This is a genomic window from Acidovorax sp. JMULE5 (assembly GCF_013376875.1).
Lineage (GTDB): Bacteria > Pseudomonadota > Gammaproteobacteria > Burkholderiales > Burkholderiaceae_C > Acidovorax > Acidovorax facilis.
Genome location: NZ_CP035951.1, coordinates 4,100,681 through 4,120,781, shown reverse-complemented (window position 1 = coordinate 4,120,781; position 20,101 = coordinate 4,100,681). Strand labels below are relative to the sequence as shown.

17 protein-coding genes and 1 pseudogene are annotated in these 20,101 nt (G+C 61.1%); 9 read left to right on the top strand and 9 right to left on the bottom strand.

Annotated elements, in window-relative coordinates; genetic code table 11:
- Positions 1 to 80: 80 nt before the first annotated feature.
- Both EXV95_RS18780 and EXV95_RS18775 read right to left on the bottom strand, forming a co-directional pair.
- A complete protein-coding gene (locus tag EXV95_RS18780) occupies positions 81 to 872 on the bottom strand; it encodes a DUF2285 domain-containing protein (protein WP_176888001.1) in 792 nt (263 codons plus the stop codon).
- 119 nt (positions 873 to 991) lie between these two features.
- Positions 992 to 1,333, bottom strand: a complete 342-nt coding sequence (locus EXV95_RS18775; protein WP_176888000.1) for a DUF2958 domain-containing protein — start codon at positions 1,331 to 1,333, stop codon at positions 992 to 994.
- A 144-nt stretch (positions 1,334 to 1,477) separates the two neighbouring features.
- Here EXV95_RS18775 and EXV95_RS18770 point away from each other — a divergent pair, with 144 nt between their 5' ends.
- Entirely contained in the window at positions 1,478 to 1,795 is a 318-nt protein-coding gene (locus tag EXV95_RS18770; RefSeq protein WP_176887999.1) for a helix-turn-helix domain-containing protein, read from the top strand.
- Between the two features lie 12 nt (positions 1,796 to 1,807).
- Here EXV95_RS18770 and EXV95_RS18765 read toward each other — a convergent pair whose 3' ends face one another.
- The 6 genes from EXV95_RS18765 to EXV95_RS18740 form a co-directional block, all read right to left on the bottom strand.
- The gene (locus EXV95_RS18765; protein WP_370460101.1) at positions 1,808 to 2,155 is read right to left on the bottom strand and encodes a DUF2958 domain-containing protein; all 348 of its coding nucleotides are present in this window, start codon (positions 2,153 to 2,155) and stop codon (positions 1,808 to 1,810) included.
- A gap of 668 nt (positions 2,156 to 2,823) precedes the next feature.
- Positions 2,824 to 3,132, bottom strand: coding sequence for a DUF736 domain-containing protein (locus EXV95_RS18760; RefSeq protein WP_176887998.1), 309 nt, complete (start codon positions 3,130 to 3,132; stop codon positions 2,824 to 2,826).
- A gap of 382 nt (positions 3,133 to 3,514) precedes the next feature.
- Positions 3,515 to 4,252, bottom strand: a complete 738-nt coding sequence (locus tag EXV95_RS18755; RefSeq protein WP_176889103.1) for a site-specific DNA-methyltransferase — start codon at positions 4,250 to 4,252, stop codon at positions 3,515 to 3,517.
- 24 nt (positions 4,253 to 4,276) lie between these two features.
- Positions 4,277 to 4,741, bottom strand: a complete 465-nt coding sequence (locus EXV95_RS18750) for a thioesterase family protein (protein ID WP_176887997.1) — start codon at positions 4,739 to 4,741, stop codon at positions 4,277 to 4,279.
- A gap of 244 nt (positions 4,742 to 4,985) precedes the next feature.
- The gene (locus tag EXV95_RS18745; protein WP_176887996.1) at positions 4,986 to 7,001 is read right to left on the bottom strand and encodes a ParB/RepB/Spo0J family partition protein; all 2,016 of its coding nucleotides are present in this window, start codon (positions 6,999 to 7,001) and stop codon (positions 4,986 to 4,988) included.
- 93 nt (positions 7,002 to 7,094) lie between these two features.
- A complete protein-coding gene (locus tag EXV95_RS18740; RefSeq protein WP_176887995.1) occupies positions 7,095 to 7,922 on the bottom strand; it encodes a DUF932 domain-containing protein in 828 nt (275 codons plus the stop codon).
- 667 nt (positions 7,923 to 8,589) lie between these two features.
- On the opposite strand from EXV95_RS18740, the gene EXV95_RS18735 reads away from it, so the two are divergent.
- From EXV95_RS18735 to EXV95_RS18705, 8 genes and pseudogenes are all read left to right on the top strand, one after another.
- Positions 8,590 to 9,402, top strand: a complete 813-nt coding sequence (locus tag EXV95_RS18735; protein WP_176889102.1) for an NYN domain-containing protein — start codon at positions 8,590 to 8,592, stop codon at positions 9,400 to 9,402.
- A gap of 371 nt (positions 9,403 to 9,773) precedes the next feature.
- Complete coding sequence (locus EXV95_RS18730) at positions 9,774 to 10,088, top strand: AlpA family transcriptional regulator (protein ID WP_176887994.1); 315 nt, start codon at positions 9,774 to 9,776, stop codon at positions 10,086 to 10,088.
- 154 nt (positions 10,089 to 10,242) lie between these two features.
- Positions 10,243 to 10,512, top strand: coding sequence for a helix-turn-helix domain-containing protein (locus EXV95_RS18725; protein ID WP_176887993.1), 270 nt, complete (start codon positions 10,243 to 10,245; stop codon positions 10,510 to 10,512).
- A 3-nt stretch (positions 10,513 to 10,515) separates the two neighbouring features.
- Positions 10,516 to 11,871 carry a type II toxin-antitoxin system HipA family toxin gene (locus EXV95_RS18720; protein ID WP_176887992.1) on the top strand — a complete coding sequence of 452 codons (1,356 nt, stop codon included), beginning with the start codon at positions 10,516 to 10,518 and terminating at the stop codon, positions 11,869 to 11,871.
- A gap of 518 nt (positions 11,872 to 12,389) precedes the next feature.
- Positions 12,390 to 12,740 (top strand): annotated as a pseudogene (locus EXV95_RS25185) (sacsin N-terminal ATP-binding-like domain-containing protein); the annotation flags it as partial.
- 21 nt (positions 12,741 to 12,761) lie between these two features.
- Positions 12,762 to 16,841 carry a hypothetical protein gene (locus EXV95_RS18715; RefSeq protein WP_176887991.1) on the top strand — a complete coding sequence of 1,360 codons (4,080 nt, stop codon included), beginning with the start codon at positions 12,762 to 12,764 and terminating at the stop codon, positions 16,839 to 16,841.
- Positions 16,842 to 17,088: 247 nt separating this feature from the next.
- Entirely contained in the window at positions 17,089 to 17,376 is a 288-nt protein-coding gene (locus tag EXV95_RS18710; protein WP_176887990.1) for a hypothetical protein, read from the top strand.
- A 697-nt stretch (positions 17,377 to 18,073) separates the two neighbouring features.
- Positions 18,074 to 19,057, top strand: a complete 984-nt coding sequence (locus EXV95_RS18705) for a triacylglycerol lipase (protein WP_176887989.1) — start codon at positions 18,074 to 18,076, stop codon at positions 19,055 to 19,057.
- Positions 19,058 to 19,124: 67 nt separating this feature from the next.
- Here the strand turns inward: EXV95_RS18705 and EXV95_RS18700 are convergent, their stop codons facing one another.
- Positions 19,125 to 20,021 (bottom strand): hypothetical protein, encoded by an 897-nt coding sequence (locus EXV95_RS18700; RefSeq protein WP_176887988.1) that lies wholly within the window; start codon positions 20,019 to 20,021, stop codon positions 19,125 to 19,127.
- Between the last annotated feature and the right edge of the window lie 80 nt (positions 20,022 to 20,101).

Sequence of the window (20,101 nt, the reverse complement as noted above, 5' to 3'; positions counted from 1 at the left end):
TCGCTGTGGATGGGCCGCAAACCATTCGCGGCCGATGGGGGCAGTCTCGGGAGTAAGGGAGTTGCTGGGCAGGGAGATTTTCAACGCACTGGTTCGTCTCCGGGGGGCTCCGCCGCAGTGCCCGTGACGCCAGCCAGAACCCGATACCCGTCATGCATGTACGCCTCGGCGCGCCGCAGTAGGTGTCGGACCTGCGCCCGCAACTCGCCGTCGGCCTGCCAGCGCTGTGCTACAGCCTGGGGACCAAACAAGGCCTGGGCAATCTCGCGGTGGGATGCTCCGGCCTGTAGGCCATCGAGCGCCTGCAAGGCGCGCAGATGCAGTAGAGCCGCTCGGGATGACGCCCGCACGGGCATTGCAGAAGGCTCTGCTCCCCGAAGGGCCATGGCCTGCGCGTTGAATTCGTCAAGCTGTCCACGCAGGCTGGGGCCGAGCGGAACTGTCACCGCGTACGGATCCCCGTCTCCGAGGTCGCCAGCGAGCGATACCTGCACCCGGAGCGAGGAAACGTCAGCGAGTAACGTCAGGCCAGCATCACCCAGCACCAAGCGCTTGCGGCCGGGCACACGCCACAAGTCGAAGCCTAGGGAAGCGGCGGAACTGCGCACTGTCGATCCACGCACATGCAGCAGTGCATCAGGCGACGCAATCCAGAGTGGCCGCGCTTCACGTGCATCACGCGCGGGGTCCTCTCCACGGTAGACGCCCCACGGCTCCAAAGAGCGTTGCAAACGCCAATCAGACTGGTACATGGGGTTGCGCCGCAGGTACTCCCAGGCGAGCGCCGGGCCGTCGAGGTCCAGGGTGTATAGGTAAGCGGCCGAGACAGCCCAGGCTGCGCCCGGCAAGTCTCCCGCAGGGGATTGGGACATCCGGTAACTCCCTTCTTCTGAAGGAAGCTGCCACAGGCACAAGCCAGTTGGCTCGCTTTTTCGGCGATGCGCCGTCGCGCGACCAGCGACTATGCAGCGCGACACAACGGCCGCGGTCCTCAGTCGGTGATCGATCCGTCGCGCTGTGCCTCAGCCACGTAAGCAGACAAGGTCTGGCGCGCCTTGAAATGCGGATCAGCCACGATGCGAAGGCCCCTGGGGCCGCGCACGGCCTCCAGGGCCGAAAGGCTTACATACCCCAGTTCGGGAAAACCAGTGCCCGCATCAGTGAGCCCATAGGCGCGATCACCATCGACATCCAGTTCCGTGAGCAGCCAGCAGACGGGCCCGTCCAGCGTGTACAGCTTGACGACCGGGAAGGGGTCCATGACCTGCCCGCTTGCGCGGGCTGCGCCATAGGCCAGCATCTGGGAGCGTTGGGGTTCGGTGAGGAAGGTCATGGTTCCTCTGCAGAAGGAAACGAAATGCTACAACCGAAGGGGAGCCCCTTTGTGAAAAGCAAGGCACATAAAGTCGCAAGAGGGACAGCAAATGAGTTAAATATAACGTGGTTTTATTTGTACTGACATTGGACGCTTCCATGCATGGAGAAGCGACCCATTCAGCGCGGACGACCTGCTGGTGCAACGACCTTCGAGGTCGCGCCCGCACAGGCGTTTGGCGCAGCCGTGCGCGCGCTGCGCACTGAAGATGGCGTCGCCCAGGAAACCCTGGCACACCTAGCCGGTGTCGAACGCTCCCACATGGGCAAGATCGAACGCGGCGAGCACATGCCCACGCTGGCCCTGATCCTGAAGATCGCCCGAGCGCTCAATCGCAGCGCGGGCGAGTTGATGCGGGAGACCGAGGCTCGGCTTCCTGGTGAATGGCATCAGCCGCCAGCCGGGCAAACTAGCAGCTGATGCCTGCGGCGGCTACGCCACGATGCGCCCAGCCAATCGCGCTTCGCGGCCATAGGCGCTGAGGCGCTTGTCGCCCTGGAAGCGCAGATCCCGCTCGACGGGGAGCCCCAGTCGGCCCCGCACGCTCGCAAGCTCCTCCAGGCTCACATAGCCCAGTTCGGGACAGCCAAGCCCCAGGTCGCAGAGCCCGAACGCGCGGTCTTCGTCCTCAGGGTCGATTTCTGAAAGTAGCCAGGTGGCACCCGCATCGGGCGTGAACAGCTTGACCACCGGGCGTGGATCAAATCCATCTGTTTCGATGGACCTGCAGCCGTTGGCCAGCAGTTGCACCCGTTGTTCGTCAGAAATGAGCTTCGTCATGATCTTTCTCCTTGAAAGAGTTACGGGCGGAATTGCCCGAGACCGGACGCAGCACGGCGTAGCGCAACTGTCAGGGTTCGGAGACGGCCGATAGGACGCCAGCGTGCAGGGCACGCGCAGACCTTGACAGCGAGAACGGCGTGATACGGTGAAGGGAACAGCAAGCCAGCCCCACTCACCGAGCACACCCTCCATCGAAGGCGCGAACCCCATGCCGATCCGGCACAGCCGGTTCGGGGGTGTAGAAGGGGCGCCAAGCGCAGCGCGGCGGGGATGGACCACAGGTTGATCCCCTGGAGGCAAGCGCAGCGCGCAGCACCATTGGTGCGAAGGCGTCAGCGATGAAAGCCCGCAGGGACGAGACGCCATCGGCGGCTCGGTGCACCGCACGCCAGCGCGGTCCGGCAGAGCCGGAGATGCACATCTCCGTAGGACCACAGAGATACTTCTACAGAAAGCCGCAGTCACGCAAACCCATCACTACAGATCTACGGAAACCCGCGCAGCAGCAAATCAACAGATCCGGAAATACGACCATCCGTGAACACGGATTGACGCTTTGACGCAGACCCAGACAGCCGCAGGCCAGGCCCGCCCGTCGGCGACCTTCCACTGCGACTCAAGCAGAAGATGCAAAGCGCCCCGCCGCAGCGGGGCGCAGGGCGACGTCAGTCGCCCTTGCTGCGCGTCCAGATCAGGTTGTGCGCACCGTCCTCGCCTTCGACCAGGCGAGCATAGAGGGTGGCAGGGAATGACGGGTCATCCAGGGTCAGCGACAGGTAGGGACGTTCCGCCTTGCTGACTTTCTTCCAGGCTGCGCCGATCTCCAGGCCATTGCCAGCGATGACGCGGTAGTCGGGGGCGTACTCGCTTGCTTTGTCGCTGGGCACGAGCCGGACCTTGACGTTGAGCGTAAGGGTGCGAACCGTGCCAGTGAAGCTGTTGTTCTGTACGGTGAAGGTGCCGATGTTGGCCATGATGAAGTCCTTTCGAGGTTGTCCAGGTCGCGCCCATCGCGGCCTTGGCGTGATCCGATCGGTGAGGGTCGGGCGCGCCGCACCCCCAGCGAAGCGGGGCCGCAGCGCGGCGAAGGACCGGAAGGCACGAGAAATTTGCCTCGCGAGGAATCCGCGCAGCGGAGGGGAAATTTCTCGTGCCGCACGGTTGCGGCGAACAAGCCCGAGGCGGCCAAACGCAGTGCCGCGCCGCCGTGCCCGCGCCAGGATTCACGCCTCGTACAAGGCCGCTGTGGGGGTGATCCTGTGTCGAAAGGACGCATGGCCCCAGCACCCGGTCACCACCTACAGCACCATCTCCGGCACGGTTCCCGAATCGATCCGCGCCAGCCGTCACCGACCGTCAGGCACCAGGCAACTCGCGTTGCGACAGCCGCTCCACGATGCGCTGACACTGCTCCTCGCGGAGTTCGATGCCGATGGAACGGCGGCCCGTCTTCCTTGCCACGGCCAGGATAGTCCCGCTTCCCGCGAAGCAATCCACGACCAGTCCACCGGGCGGAACGCTGTACTGGATCAGTGGGGCGACGATCGCCTCGGGTTTCTGCGTCTCGTTGACAGCGTAGCCGTGGCAGCTGCGCGCAAAGATGATGCTCTCCATGAGCTTTGGTCCGCCGTCTTCGCTGGCATAGACGCTGTCCTTCATGCCGCCCCATTGCGTGGGGCGGCTCTTGCGGCGCAGGACCCGGGCCGTGGCGTCCTGGGTGAATTGGGGCTCTTTGTGGATGTCCCGCCAGTTGCCCTGGTAGAAATGCAGCGCCAGTTCATGAATCCGGCGAAACCGGTCGGCGAAGGCGTTCGAGCCATTGTGCTTCTCCCACACGATGTCCTGCGACAGAGGCCAGCCTTGGAAGTCCGCCGCGCGATCCATGAACATGCGCGTCGAACCAAAGCACCACATCTGCTTCGCGACTGCCATCGCCAGGGTCGGCCATCCCTGCGGCCACCGGTCCCACACCAGGCTGGTCTCTGCATAGGGCGGATCGGTCACGATGGCATCTGCCTGCGGCAGATGTGGCAGCAACGCCTCCGCGCGGCCGTGGTACAGGGTGACGAAGTCGTCCTGGTAGTACGGACGCATGGTCACGCACCCACGTTCTGAGCGCTACTGCGGCAAATCTTCCGCCGGGTGCTCCAGCCGTAGCGCATCGACCTTGGCCGCAATGCGCAACTCCATGGCCGCCCTCTGCGCGGCCACGAGGGTCACAGTCGCCACGCAAACAAGCTCGTTCGCATCATGGGCCTCCACCCGGAACGTGGCGCTCCGCTCGCCCAGTCGTTCGAGCCATCCGCGCAATCGCAGCGGTGAGCCGGGCGGGATGGGCGCCCGGTGATCAATGCTGATCGTCCGGCCGACCACCACTTCAGCAGCATCGACATGCAACTGCATTTCACGGATGCAGATGGATTCGATCACCGCCACCAGATACCCGGTGGCCAGGCATTCGAGTAGCCGCTCGGCATACCCGGTTCCGTGAGGAAGCCGGGCAAAGAGCGACTTTGCCGTCTGGTCGACGGGCACGGTGTAGGACTCTTCGAAGAAAATTTCGCTAACGCCTTGGTGGTTCATTGGGTGGGTGTCCGAGTGCTTTGCCGCAGGCCGGATCAACCCGCAGGACGGCGGGTGATCGGTGCTGCTGGATGCTCTCGTCTCCCATCGGTATTCCCAACCCGCCGCAGCGAACAGGAGCGTATCGCCGCATCCAGGACGCCGAGGTGGTGCGAATCCCGGCAGTTCAAACGCGCGCGGCAGACTGCCGCGCGCGTCGAGCCGAATCAAAAAAAGCCCCGACCCAAAGGCCGGGGCTTCATGCTTACGCGGTGGCGTGCTCGTCCTCCTGGACTTCCGCTTCAGCACCGCCATCACTCTCCTGATTGGCCTGCGTTGCAGCGGCTGTTTCCTGCGTCCGGAACATCACTGGCAGCCACCCCGTCCCCGCCGCCAGCCGCTCGGCCTCGCTCGCAATCTCCGCCTTCTTGAGCTTGGTCAACCGGTTCAGCTGATCCGGCGCAAACACCTGCACCGCCTCCAGCGTCTTGGCTTTGGAAACATGCTCGAAGTAGCCCGCAGCAGTCGGTGTCCACCAGTCGTGCATGTCGAGGTTCACCGCCTGCGCGAGCGCGGCGGCGGGCACTTCTTCCTCCTGCGAAGCCAGCACGCTGACTGTGGAGGCCACGCACACCGCCAACAGCGACAGCAGTTCCTGTTGCGGGAAGGCCAGAAGTTCGGCGAACAATGCATTAGGGTCTTGTGGCAATCGATCCGCCCATGCCTGCCGCACCTTGCGCATGCCCACCGCAGCGGGCGCTTCGTCCATATCCGGAGCATGCAGTCCGAGTCCATCCTGCGGCGTGGCACTGATCCCGACAGACGATCCACCCGTGCCGTAGCTGTCCACGATCACGCGCAGCGCAAGGCGGTGCACCAGGGCCACCAGTGCGACATGCGGATGCCGCGCCACCTCGGCCTGCAGGGCGGCGGTGCGGTGTGCGCTCAGACGCTTCGCCAGCTTCTCCGAGATACCGGGCTTGGCCGGTTCGTCGCTGTCGGCATCCGGGTTTCCGCCCGCCCCGCCCTCCTCCTGCCGCGCTTGCTCCCGCAATGCCTTGGCCTGATCCTCGCGCAGCAGCCCGCGATGCACCACCACTCCACCCATGTGATCGACCGTCACTACAGCCCCGGCCAGTGCCACCACGACGGGCGGGTACTCGACCAGCTTCTGTTCGATGGCGTCCAGTTCGTTGCCGAGGGCGTCCATCTCGTCCTGCAGGGTTTGGGCCTGCTCGTCGGTCATGCCCTCGTTCTCGTCGTCCAGTTGCGCCTGGAGCTTTGCCTGCTGTTTTTCGAGCTTTTCGATGTGTTTAGCCTCGGTCTTGTTCGGTTCCCGGCGGCTGCTACGCGCCCTCTGGAACTGGTACAGGTCGGAAGACGTGGCACGCGGCGCAGCGTCCACCCAGGCCCAGCCTTCGGCCCGCACCTGTTCGACAATCGGTGAGAGCTTGTCGCGCGCCAATGCATCCACCAACGCACTGTCAGTCAGAAACACCCCGTTCTGCTCGTCTGCAAATAGGTCGCGGCGCACGCCACCGCCTGCATGCTCGTACATCTCCACCCCAACAAAGCGTGCCACCGCGTCGCGGCTGGCGTCGACTTCCTCGCTCGTCAGATGGTCGCGCAGCGCCTCCGGGCTGCGCTGCCACTGCGGGGACTCATAGAACGCGGCCTCCTGCGCCGCATGGTCGTCGGTGATGGCTAGCGCCATCAACTGCTCCAGTGTCACGGCCTGATTCCCGAAGTCCGCCAGCAGGCGCGGCGAGACGTTGGCGAGCTTGAGGCGCCGCTGCACCAACAGGGGTGTCACACCGAAATCGGCTGCAATGTCCTCCAGGGGGCGCCCCTCGGCCACAAGGTCTTTCCAGGCGAACAGCTCTTCAATAGGCGACATGGCCTCGCGCTGCACGTTTTCGGTGAGGCTCACGGTGCGGGCAGCATCGTCTTGTACCAGCAGGCAGTGCACTTCATGGTCCTTCGCCAGCTTGCGGCGTTTGACCAGCAGCTTGAGCGCGGCCAGACGACGGCGCCCGGCCACCACTTCGTAGTGCTCGCCATCGGGCGCTGCCACTACGGTGAGGTTTTGCAGTAGGCCCACGCGGGCAATGCTGGCTGCGAGTTCGGGGATCGAGGTGCCGCCGCTCTTGCGCACGTTGCGGTTGGAAGGCCGCAGCTTGGACAACGGGATCAGCAGCAGGCGCTGAGAGGTGTCAACCCCGGTGGCAATGGCAACGGCAGCAGCAATGGCGGTGGTTTCAGAAAAGGTCGTGTTGTTCATGGTGTGGCTCCAATCGGAAAGTTGGAAAAACGCAAAGACGTAAAACAGCGAATGAGAAGAAATGGAAGGACGGGCCGCGCCCCTCCGCTGGGCTCAGGCCTTGAGCTGGCGCATGCCATCGGCCAGCAGCCACAGGGCGCGATTCAGGCGCAGGTTCTGGTCAATGCCCTGCACAGGCCGTGTCTGCTGCCTGCGGCCATTGGCGGTGCGCGCGCGCAGGCCCCCCTTGATGAGGTTTTCCTGGGTGCGGTTGAACACGCTCCACAGGTCGCGCCGGTCGTCGTCCGTGCGGCGGGGCATCAGGATTTGCGATTCCGTGATGGGTGCGGGCTTGACCGGGTCGTCGTACTTGAGAGACAGGGCCGCGTGGGCGAACACTTCCGATTCCCCTGTGTCCAGCGTGATCGCCTGCATGGATTCGCGGGATTCCTGGGCCTGCCCGAAGCCCTGCAGCACGGCATAGGCCCCCTCGATGACCTGCCCTGCCACATCGCCCTTATGAGGCACTCGTACATCGGCCACGGTGTCGCCGCAGACCAGCCCGTTGTGGCACACGAAGCGGAACATCCCTGCCAGCATTTGGTAGCTGCTGGTGCCGTCATGGGAGTTGAGCAGGATGATTTCATTGGCCTCGCGGCCATTAATCTGGCTGGCATGGCGCAGCCGCAGCATGTGCTTGGTGAAGTCGCGCCGCCCCTCCTGGCGCACACGGGTCTGGCAGACCATGAAGGGCTGAAAGCCCTCCCCTCTCAGTTCCTGCAGCACGGTGGCTGTGGGAATGTAGCTGTAGCGTTCGGATCGGCTGCCGTGCGGGGCCTGCGCGAAGATGGACGGGGCCACGGCCCGGATCTGGTCGTCCAACAAGGGCTGTTCGGAACGCAGCACCGGGGATTGCGGTGCGAAACGGGATGCGAGTTGCATGGTGATTTCTCCTGACGAAGTTGGCTGTTGAAGAAAAGCCTCACCGGATTCCTAGATTCAGAGCCCTCTTAGGGCTTCCGGTGGGGTCGGCACGAGGAACCCGGTTGGCCTCGTTGCCACCGTCTTTCCTGAGTTCATCGCCCGCGGCCAAAGGAGCGCGCGCCGGGTTGCCGTCAAGGAAGAAGCGCCAGGAGTGGTGCGGCCCGCAGCCGAAGGCGAGGACACGGCCTGGCGCGCCTTGACGGCAACCCGGCGCGGGCTACGGTCGCGAAGAAGGTGATGAGGGAAGGAAAGACGGCTGAACAGGCACGGGCCCGCAATGCACGCAGACCCCACGCAAGCGAGAGCGCGCAGCACCGCAGGTGCGTAGGGGCCGATCCGGCACGGCCGGGTCGGCGGTATCACAGGGGCGCCAAGCGCAGTGCGGCGGGGATGGGCTGACCAGACGACCCCCTGGAGGCAAGCGCAGCGCGCAGGCCTGGCTCAACGGGCCGGGCCGAAGGCGTCAGCCGAACAAAGTGAGGGAACGATGGAAGCCCAGAGGGGGCGAGACGCCAAAGGTGGCTCGATGCGCAAGCACGACAGCGCGGCCGGCCATTTTCAGATGGCCGGGGACGCCCGGAATCGGCTACCTTCGGGCCTACTCCAATTCAACACGGAACACCGGATGAGTGCAACTCCACCGACCAGCGAAACACGCGTTGCCGTCCTTGTCGACTGCGACAACGTCCCACCCGACATCCTGGATCACGCGCTGCGCATGGTGGCCCAGTTTGGCCGCGTGGTGCTGCGCCGCGGCTACGGCAACCAAGGCACGCTGGGCAACAAATGGCAGGAGGCCCTGGTGCGCCTGGCTTTCACCCCTTGCCTGCAGTACCAGTACGCCGCCGGAAAAAACACTGCCGACATAGCCCTGGCCCTGGATGCGCTGGAAGCGCTCTTCGACCACCGCGCCGACACCTTCTGCCTGGTCACCAGCGATTCCGATTTCGCGTACCTGTGCCGCAAGCTACGCGAGCGCGGTGCCACCGTGTGCATCGTCGGCGAACCTAAGACACCCGACGCGCTACGCAACGCCAGCGACCAGTTTTTTGAATGGGTGCGTCCCGAGCCTCCGGCGGATGCAGTCATCGAGGTTGCGCCAAAAGTTGCTGCCAAGGCGGATCCGGCGAAGGCCGACCCACCTAAGCAGGAACCACCTAAGCCGACAGTGAAGCGTCGGCCACGATTTCTCGTCGAAGCTGTATCGCTGCTCGTCAGCGACACAGCCGAGGGCAAGGTGGGACTGGGCAGCCTGGGCCAGTACCTCAAGCGCATGGACCCGGCGTTCTCGCCTGAGACCTATGGCCATTCAGGGCTGCTGAATATGGTGAAGACCTATGACCTACTGGCACCACAACAAGAGCAAGGCGGCCACTGGTCGGTGAGCCTGCGACCCAAGACCGAGGGTGCGGCTGAAGCCGACATGCCTCGCGCGTAGATGGTGGGCTGTTGCCGCGCTCGAAAAGCACTCGGCTCCATAGAAGCCCTCGTTCGGCGCTCAGCAGGAGCGTGAAGGGAGCAGCACTCGGCCAGTCGAAGCACTTCCCTTCCTCACGGGCAAGAAATCGCGCAGGCGAGGAGTTCAGAGACGGCGAAGCCGCCAAGGGAATAAGTCCGGATGGCAGCGACTCGGCAATAGGCGCGAGAGCAGGCCGCAGGCAGTGGCGTCACACGGGGACGCCTAGCGCCGTGACAGTGACACCAGATCAGCCAGGCACGCCCTGCTGCGCCCAACAACGCTGCAACAGGTGCGCCATTGCCGCGAGACCGGGCAATCTTTCGGTATCAGGAACGCTCACCAGGTGCCCCATGCCGCATGTCCAAGACACAACAACCGCATTATCCGAATCCGAACCGGCCTTCTATCGCCTGACCGATGTCGTCCGCATCACGGCCCTGAGCCGGTCCAGCATCTACCGGCGCATCGCCGCCGGTGAGTTCCCTCCGCAGGTATCCCTTGGCGGACGAGCGACAGGCTGGCGACGAGAAGCCCTTGAAGCTTGGATCAGCGATCCATCGGGGTTTCGCCCACTGGCCGCATGCGAAGTACAGCGCACATCGTCAGGCGCTCGCGTCCGCCATGTCTTGTCGGACTCGGGCAACCTGCGGCCCAGACGTGATTGACCGTCGGATGCTTAAAGCGGAATGCAGCGCGAGACGCCGTGCTTTGGCGTCCACGGGCAATCCTTGTGCATGGATTTCAAGTCTACATATCGGAAGCTGTAAAGAGTTTTTACTGCTTATAATGCGTAAATTCACAATACAGCCTGAGGTTTGTATGCCTGGATTTACGGTGCGCACGGCCGATCAGTTGCCCTCCCTGCTACAGGGCTTCCGCAAAGAGACCGGCCTGACGCAAAGCGACGTGGCGTTGCGCCTGGGTGTGACCCAGCAAACCTATTCAGCATTGGAGCGTAACGCCGAAAACATCGGCGCGGCCCGACTATTGAAGCTGTTGGGCATCCTAGGCGTGGAAATGGTGCTCGACAAGCCCGTACCACTACACCCTACACCGGGTCAGACTGACACCGATCAGCCAAGCTGGTGAACCATGGGACGCCGCTCACACAAGCGCGCTCTGGGCCTCTGGATGAACGGCGCTTTCGTCGGCACCTGGACCCTGGCACCGAACGTGCCGGACATGTTGCAGTACGACCTCGCCTGGGCCCAATCACAGCAAGGACGTGCACTGTCCTTGTCACTGCCCTTCACCCCAGGAAACGCCCCCCATCGTGGCAACAAGGTTCGCGCCTATTTCGAGAACCTGCTACCCGACAGCAAGGACATCCGTGAACGGGTCGCTCGCCGCTACCGCACAGGTTCCACCGACGCCTTCGACCTGCTGGCCGAGATCGGCCGAGACTGCGTGGGTGCGCTGGAAATCCTGCCCGATGGCCAGGCCTCGGCAGGAATGGCTCCCTTGCAAGCAGATCCCCTGAGCGACGCGCAGGTCGCCGAGGTTTTGCGTGGCGCCACGACCCCGAACACCCTGGGACTGGCGGGCAGTGACGACGATTTCCGGATCTCCATTGCGGGCGCCCAGGAAAAGACCGCGCTGCTGCATCACAACGGGCAGTGGCATCTGCCCCGCGGAAGCACGCCCACCACGCACATCCTCAAGTTGCCCCTGGGGCTGATCGGCGGCATGAAGATCGACATGCGCGACTCGGTCGAAAACGAATGGCTGTGCTCGCTGGTCCTGCGTGAATTCGGCCTGCCCGTGACAGCGTGTGAACCCGTGCAGTTCGAGGACATGAAGGCACTGGCGGTCGAACGCTTCGACCGCGCATGGTGGGACAGCCCTGCAGGCGACCGCCGCCTCGTTCGCCTCCCACAGGAGGACATGTGCCAAGCCACCGGCACCCCTCCAGAAGCGAAGTACGAAGCCGATGGCGGCCCGGGCATGGACCGCATCCTGGATGTGCTGGAGGGCTCGATGGCGCGGGAGCAGGACCGCCGCACCTTCTTCCAGGCGCAGGCGCTGTTCTGGATGCTCTGCGCCACGGACGGCCACGCCAAGAACTTCAGCCTGTTCTTGCGGCCGGGCGGGCGCTACCAGCTCACGCCACTGTACGACGTCCTGTCGGCCTATCCAGTGCTTGGCGAGGGACCGGGGAAGATTTCACCGTTCAAGGCCAGGATGGCCATGGCGGTGCGCTCGAAGAACGCACACTGGAAGATGCGGGACATCCTGCGGCGGCACTGGCTCGCCCTAGGCGCCCGCCACGGAATCGTGACCGAGAACGGTCGGCAGGTGCAGTTCATCCTGGACGAGCTGATCGCACGAACGCCTGGGGTGGTGGAATCGATAAGGACAAAGTTACCAGCAGGCTTCCCCGAGCGGATGGCCGACAGCATCCTGAGCGGCTTGCAAAACGCCGCGAAGACACTCACGGATCAAGACTGAAGCTTGCTAAATTGCAGCGTGCTCAGAGGTTTTCTGAAATGGACGCCGTATTGACACCTCATGTGAGCAGGCAGTCCCTTTCTACGTAACCACCAGAACCGACATCTTGATCGGCTGGAGCTGGGCCGCATTAGCGTGTCGCTTTGACGTAGCCAGGAGCTGTTTCGCAGAGGTTGCAGTCATCCGACATTTTTTATCGGACGGGTACTATCGGTCATGAGTAATCGGCGGTGATTGGCAACTTCCGGAAAGCGCATACAGTCACCCTGGAGCAGCAAATGACGGATTGGATCGCGCTCAGAGCGTAAACCTGAATAGACAAGTTACTCGGTCGAGTCGTAGCCGCTGTCTGCTCTCAGCTAGGGCGCTCCTGTCACTTGGTTCCTGCCGTAAGGGGCTGAAGCAAACATCGACGATCTGAACTCGGGACCTTCGCGGACGCGTCTGCCGACATCAGTGGGAGATTCATAGTGCATACAGGTGAGGAGCAGTCAGGCGCGCAGGCCGCAGAGCTTCTAATGGAGCAGGGCCCGAAGGCGGGTCCGCGAATAACTTTTCGACCGCGAGGAACTGAAGCGGCAGCTGAAGCAGTTACGCAACTGGCCCGGCGACTGTCGTCACTGCCTGGTGCCATTAGAGACTCACTGGAAAACGGGCGGAACAGTGCCTCCATACTGTCTTCAGACCGGCTGCAAGGTCTATCGGAAATTATTCAAAACGCAGACGATGCGCAGGCGCGTCAAGTTCGCGTTGCGCTGCTAGCAGATGGGCTATGGATTGCTCACGATGGGGAGCCCCTCCAGCTTGAACATGTCTTTGGCATTGCGATGCCGTGGATTACAACAAAGTCCGAAGATGCTACGGCCACAGGTCGCCACGGTATTGGCCTGATGACGCTTCGTGCCCTCTCGTCAACGCTGCAGGTCCATTGCCCTCCGTATCACGTGCAACTCGCTGGGTCTCAGTTGTCGGCAATCAACGCGATCCAGGCGCCCAGATGGCTTGCGGATGAAGGGTGGACCATCCTCCAGATCCCCGTGGAGAAGGGGATGCTCAGCCTCAGCGACGTGAAAGAGTGGATGTCCGGTTGGGGACACGCGGGACTTCTGTTCCTGCGATCAGTGACTAACGTGTCTCTACACGACGAGAACGGCTATTCAGTGTGCACTTTGTGCCTGAACTGGACGGCAGAGGCAACCCAGGAACGGTTCATCTCGGGTGAGCAGGTCCAAGTAGTTGTGCGCCGGGCACAGGACCCGGGCGGCAACTCCTTTCGAGTTCACACCGCGAACTTCGCCTCCCCAGCTCACGTACGTCGACACGGCAAAGCGAAGGGGGAACAAACATCCATTGCAGTGGCGCTACCTCTTAGCCAGGAGAAGGATCATTGGGTTCATGCCGGTCTGCCCGTAGCTCGCACACACATACCTGCTCGGATCGCCGCGCAGTTCGATACCTTGAGCAATCGGCAAGGATTGGCACCCAGTGCTTGGAATCACTGGCTCGTGCCACACATCGGGCAGCTCTGGCTTTCTTCGATCATCGACCTGCTTGCAACGTCTGCGGAGCTTGCTTGGCCGCTCATTCCGATCGAAGCGCCCGAAGATCCTCTTGGGGCTTCCATCATCATAGACCTCGAGCATCAAATCTTCTCGCTGGCCTCCGAATCCCTCGCCAATATGGCTCACTTAAGGATCAACGGCAAGCCGGTTGCGGTCGCGAAGCTAGCAGTTGAAGAAGTGCAGCTGGAGAACGTACTGCGCGAAGAAGAGATCGCACGCCTGGCTGGCTGCGATCACGCGCTTCCCCGTTCATCGCGAGATGCAGGTAGGGCTTGGTGGCTCGTGCTCGAAAAATGGCGAAAACGCAATGACTCGCTGCCCGCACCGGTCACTACGTCAAGCGCACTGGCTCTGCTGGACGAGCCCTCATTCGTCGTTTCCAGACGGGTCACGTTGGCGGCGGTAGCCATCGATGAGTCGCTTGGTGATCTGCTGTACGCACATCGCTCTATCGCGCTAGCAGACGGCGGCATCGTCGCGCCACCGCAGGCCAATGTCGCCGAAATGCTTGTCTCGAACTCAGGCAGCCTAGCCGAGGAACTAGGCGTGGGCCTTCACATCCACTCCGCCTATCTAGGTGACTCAGCAGAAGCGCAGTCAGTCCATGCTTGGCTGCGTTCCCAGAATGCGCTCATCGAAGATGATGACGCGCTTGCGCTGCTCAAGCGAATTGCCCAGGCCGGGAGGTGCGGGAGGCACATCGCGAAACCTTTGACTGAGTCTCAACTGGCAAGTCTGCGTAATGCGTTTGAGGCAGTGCCTTCAGACGAGCAACAGGCCCTTGGGCAGGCCGTTGGGCGTGCGATCCAACTAATCGCTTACACGTTCGATACCCACAAACGAGAGATCGCCACGGTCTGCAGTCCTGCGCAGACGTACCTTCCCCGCGCGATTGACCGTGAAAGCGACAGTTTCGCGGTGGCCGCAGCACGAACACCAGGCCTGTACTGGGTGAGCGGAAAGTACGCGAATGCGCTGAAGTCGAGCCTAGGTCGGACCGGCTTGGGGGCCCAACGCTTCCTTCGACTGTTAGGCGTGGAGCTTGCCCCACGACTTAAACGGCATGCCGCGCTCTACGAGCGCTACTCCAGTGATCGACGCAAGGGCCTCCACATTGGGCACGGGCCACTCGCACGAACGCATGCCATGCGCGCGATTGACGCAGAGTACACGCTGGAGGACTGGGAGAGCCCTGACCTACAACGTGTCGTGATGGACATCTCATCGGAAAAGCGACTCACGCCCCGCAGGGAAAGAGCCCGCGCACTGCTGGCGACCCTCGCCCGTGCCTGGGATCGCCTGAGCGACATGGCCGAAGTAACGGCGGCGTCTACGAATTACGGCTGGTTCTCCCGGGGCCCATGCCGCGCATACTGGCTTTGGGCCGCTTCAGAAGTCGAATGGCTAGAAGATGTCAATGGCCGAAAGCGGAAGCCCTTTGAATTGCGCCTAAGGACGCCTGCTGCTGTAGCGATCTACGGCAGCAACGGCACCGACTATCTCCGAATGGACTTTCACTCGGCCGGCCGCCAGCAGGTTCTGGAGGCGCTGGGAGTCCAGGGAGAGGCGTCCACTGGCGAACTAATTCGCCATCTGCAGAGTCTGAGGTCGGGCAGCATGGACCCCGCCAGCGCCGAGTTGGAGACCGAGACGGCCGTCGTGTATCACGCACTCGCCGCTCGGTTCCCCGGCGGGCGCGCTGCGTCGGATATGACGACCAGGGTCCTGCAAAGGGAGTTCGGCCAAGCCCCCGGCTTGATACTTAATCGGCGCGGGTGGCGACGACCGAGTGAAGTCCTCATCGGACCTCCTTCTTTCGGCAACTACAGAGACTACGTGCCGGCCGTTGTCGGGAGCGAAAACCTCTGGCGCGCGCTACAGGTTCGCATCGCCACGATCGAAGATTGCATTACTGTCATGCAGGACGTAGCCCAACGCCGGAAGACTTTGGAAGGCGAAGAGCGCGCCGTGGTCATCGAAACGCTGCGGTTGCTGTCGAGGCTGCTGTCCGCAGCCGGCGTCGAGGCGACGGTTGGCACTCGGATGCGTAAAGCTCCGCTATGGACATCGCTCGGATGGACCAGGGAACGGCCGGTGTATGCAATCGACGATCCTGCGATCGCAGCGTCACTTGCGGATCATGTGGCCGTATGGGACCCAGGATGCGAGATCTCGATCCTCAAAGAATGCCTCGCGCCGATGGGCGTTCACGTCGTATCGAGCAATGACTCAGAGGTGGTGGAAGCCGAGGCCGCTGTTCAGGACGACGAGGCGAGTGAACTTTTCTCAAGAGCTATCGCACATCTGCATGACGACCTGTCTCGAAACGAGCCGAAGTTGGCCGCGGCGCTTGCACTCCCGTGGGACGAACTAAGAGCGTTCGGAGTGCGGTGTGACTCAGACCTGCGAATCCTGCTATCGGGTGTAGTGGGGTGGGATGAAAAGAAGCCCATCCCAGTACGTGCGAAGGCAATGTCTAGCTCGGCGACACTGTTTGTTCGGGATACCTCGGAACTGAGACGAGTTGACGCTGGCGGCAGAGCGATCGCAACCTTGTTTGACGCTGACCCTCGGAAGATCGCACACGCTTGGTTGGCCGCTTGTGACAAGGCTGAGCATGGCATCGCCCAAGAGGAAATCGTGGCGGCCGAAGAAGCCCAGAAGATTGAGGCGGAGCGGCTCGCACAGAACGTGCATGAGCGAACACTTCGACTTCAGGCACAGACGGCAGGGCGAAGAGCTGCGGCCAAGTCCCCGCAAGGCCGTTCGTCAGAGGCCCCAGCTCCATCAGCGGGGGTGCCATCGCAGCGACCGCCTGCACCAGCATTGCCGCCTCGCATTCTGGTCAACCCAGACAACATACGGCTTACCAATCCTCATGGGATTGTGTCGAGCAGAACGCAGCCACCTTCAAAAGCAGTGAGGCCTTATGCACCGCTTCCGGCCCCACGCCCGGGCAACTCTTCGCCGCAGGATCGATCCTCGCTGCCGACTTACTCAGGGTTGACGAAGGAGTCACTAGCGCTCGCCCTAGTCCGTAAGGCACTTCAGTATGACAATGAGCAGCTTCAGGACTTGCGGGCGCAACTGGGCGTAGGCGCAGATGCTGTTGATGAACTAGAACAATTCTTCGAACTGAAGGCCTATGCTCAAGGTGAACCGGACAGCATTCGTCTCACGGACTCCGAAGTGAAGAGGGCGGCGAGCGGCGCCAACTTCTTTCTGGTCGTTGTGTCCCACCTTGAGGGAGTTGATGCACGTCCTCGCATCCGATTCATAGCCGACCCGCTTCGCCAACTTGACGTTACGGGCAGTGGAACTATCACGGTGACTGGCGTGCGGCATGCAGAAAGCTTGATTTTCGATTTTGACCATGCTTTGTCCGCCCCCCCAGGCGGTCAATTTTGAATTGACGCCGACATTTTTAGCGAACTGATCGAGCAGACCATACCGATTTTCGCGTCCGCGAAATTTAACTCTTTTTGTGTGATGAAGAACTCTCAGGAGGCATCAGCGCCGCTTTGGTAGTGGCACATTTCGCGGTTTCCTGGCACGCTTGGCAACGTGGGCCTCAAGCTATCGGCCTCGCTCACGGCTTCTGCCGTGAGCGAGGCCGCTGCGAAACAAAAATCATTGAACAAGGGAGTGATTGAGCATGAAAAAAGTGACCAAAGAGGATTTGGATCGAGCGCTTGATGCGTGGTACGTTGCTAGGGAAAGGGCAGGTTATGAAATGCAGGCATGGAGCATATTGACACAAAGTCATGGGTCGCTCATTGCTTCGCTTAGAGAGAACGGGCATTCTTGGACGCAAGCTGGGGCTGAATTCGCGACGCTATCGGGCTCACAACAAACAGCACTACTGAGTGCCTGGAAGAACATGGATGAACTTTGTCGTGAATACCAGTCCTTGCTCGCTCGGTTCAAAGGTCAACAGGTCTGATTGCGTGGAGAAGAGACTATGGTCCCAAGTGCTTCTGACTGGGCGGTCGATTTAGCAACAAGCCTTACAGCGACACTGCCTGTTGGGGTGCCAGGACTGTTTAATCCGTGGGCCGATACCTGCCTGTTGGATCAACCTTGGAATGACTCCGCGGCAAAACTGAGTCGCCTTGCAAATCATCTTGACTGTGTGCCTAGAGTCATTCTTTGCGGGGAAGCACCTGGGTATGCAGGAGCCAGGCACTCAGGCGTAGCGTTCACCTCTGAACGCCAAGTATTTGAAGGTGTTATTCCGCGCCTTTCTTCAGCTGGCAGACGTCTGACGACACGGCCAAACCCGTTCTCTGAGCAATCTGCGACGATCGTATGGGAGACGCTCGACCGCTTGGGCGTCGCGGAACAGACAGTCACTTGGAACGCTGTGCAACTGCATCCGCATGATTTGGACGATACCCATTCCAACCGTACACCGAACGAGAAGTGGCTCTAGGTGCCCCAGCGATGAAGCTTTTGACTGAGGCGTTCCCTTCAGCCCGCATCTTTGCGATAGGGCGTACAGCTGAGAAACTACTGGCGAAGATGCGGTTCGAGGTAGATGCTGTGATTCGACATCCTGCCAACGGCGGGGCCAATTTGTTTCGCAGCGGAATGGCTACGGCGGTGGCGCAACTCTGAGACCTAAAATTCGAGGAAAACCGATGACACGACCCGTCTATCTAGCAGCGATTTTGTTTGCGGTGTTACTCCTTCCCCAGCGATTCTCGCATGCAAGCGGCCCTCCAATTGTGCGAATCGTTCAGGAATACCAAGCAACCAAGCCTTCGAAAACCGCGCTGGTCTTCGTGCACGGAATTTTCGGAGCGAAATCGACCTGGCAAGGCGACAAGGCCTACTGGCCCGCGCTCATGAATCAGTCTCTGGCGGGTGCAGCAGATATCTATCGAGTGGACTACGAGTCCTTCGGTGATGCAAAAAATGGCCTGAGTGTGACCAATATCGTGAAGGCGATGTCTGATCAGATTGATGAGGTCGTGCAGCCCAAACGCTACAGTCAGATTATCTTCGTTGCACACTCACTTGGCGGCAACATCGTGAGGGCCTACCTTCTTAAAGTGAAGCTCCGGCAAGGGCATTTGGAGCTGGACAGATATCCCACAGCATTCTTCCTGGCCACTCCTAGCGAAGGCTCAACCATTGCCAGCTATGGCCAGCTTGTACTGGCAAGCCCTCTGCTGCGAGCTTTGGTTCCGCTGGACGAGAATGACTTTCTACAGTTGGTGATGATGGGCGAGGGTGACTGGATTACAAAGCACAGCGCCGTGGGATGTACGCGGAATGTTTTTTTGTACGCTTACGAAAAAAAACCATTGCTTGGCGTGATGGTGGTTCCAAAGGCGAGTGCCTTGCCATGGGGCGGTAATGAGTCATTTGTGTCGCAGCAGACTATCCGTGGGTTCGAACGAAATCACAGCACGATAGTCAAGCCGGAATCACTGAACGACCCAGTGCATCGCTGGGTGGCTGATAAGGCAAAGGCTTGTTTGAAAGGCGAGTGGCCATGCAACCAGAACACGAATATTTCTGAAACTGTCCGAAAGTCTGTGTGCGGGGCTATTTCACCAGGGGCTGCTGAGCATGCGGTGAAAAACGGTGGTGGAAAAGAGATCCTCGGAGACGAATAGCCTATTGCCCTTGGGGCGAATTCCCTGAACGTGAACGCGGCATCTGCTTCCGGTAGTGACGCCCCATTCAAGGGATGATGCTCTCGAGCCAAGGACCCATCGCCGCGCCTACTTTTGCGTAGCCAGCCGGGGTCAGGTGGATTTCATTAACCCAATCGCCCGATGATCCCTTGTCATCGGGCGCAGCGGGTATCAAGGAGTCGATGCCAGCGGAATCAAATACGTGAACATTAGACAAACCCGTCGGGTGTTTGCAGTCCAGATCCAAAAGCAGCTGGCGCAGCCTGTTGAAAAGGATCTTGCTCACGTCCTGAGCGTCCTGACCAACGATGCCGTACTTCAGGAGTGATGGATAGAGCCAGCCTCCGCTGTTGAAGACAGTGCCTGATGGGCGCACTACCGGCGCTGCATAGGTATGTAGCAGAATCGGCTTACCGGCATTTATTCCACTATCGCGTCGCTGCACGAGAGTCTTGAAATTTTCATGGAGATAGTCGGCGAACGCATTCCAGCCGCTATCGCTGATGAAGCGCCCTGCGCCGGTGGCGCCCAGCGCTGTAATTTCGTTAGTCGTCAGGAATAGACGCCGGTTAGCAGGTACAGGCGTACCGTCTTTGTTCACTGGTTGCACGCGGGCTGCATCGATCATATCGTTACCTCCTGCGGAGAGGAGGATCCCATCCCATGGCATCTGAAATTTCGGCTTGCACAATAACTTGTCGAAGTATGGATCGCTTGCCCAGTCCACCATATGATCCAAGGTGTCACCCGGATACGCGCAATTAATGATGATGGTGACCTTTTGGACCTCAAGCTTGAACGGGATGTTCGAGGCAGCAGCTAAGTTCAACGTGCCGATTGAATACCATGAATCGCCTTCGGCAAGGACACGGCGATGTGCGTGGTTGATCGTGGGAGGATTGTCGCGAAAGAGCCAGTCAGACGGGTACACCACGGGTTTCATAGAAATCTTCTCTCCTAAATGTTGTGCCTGACGCAAAAGCGCGATCCCTTGCGGAGGGATATGCCGAAGAATCTACCCAA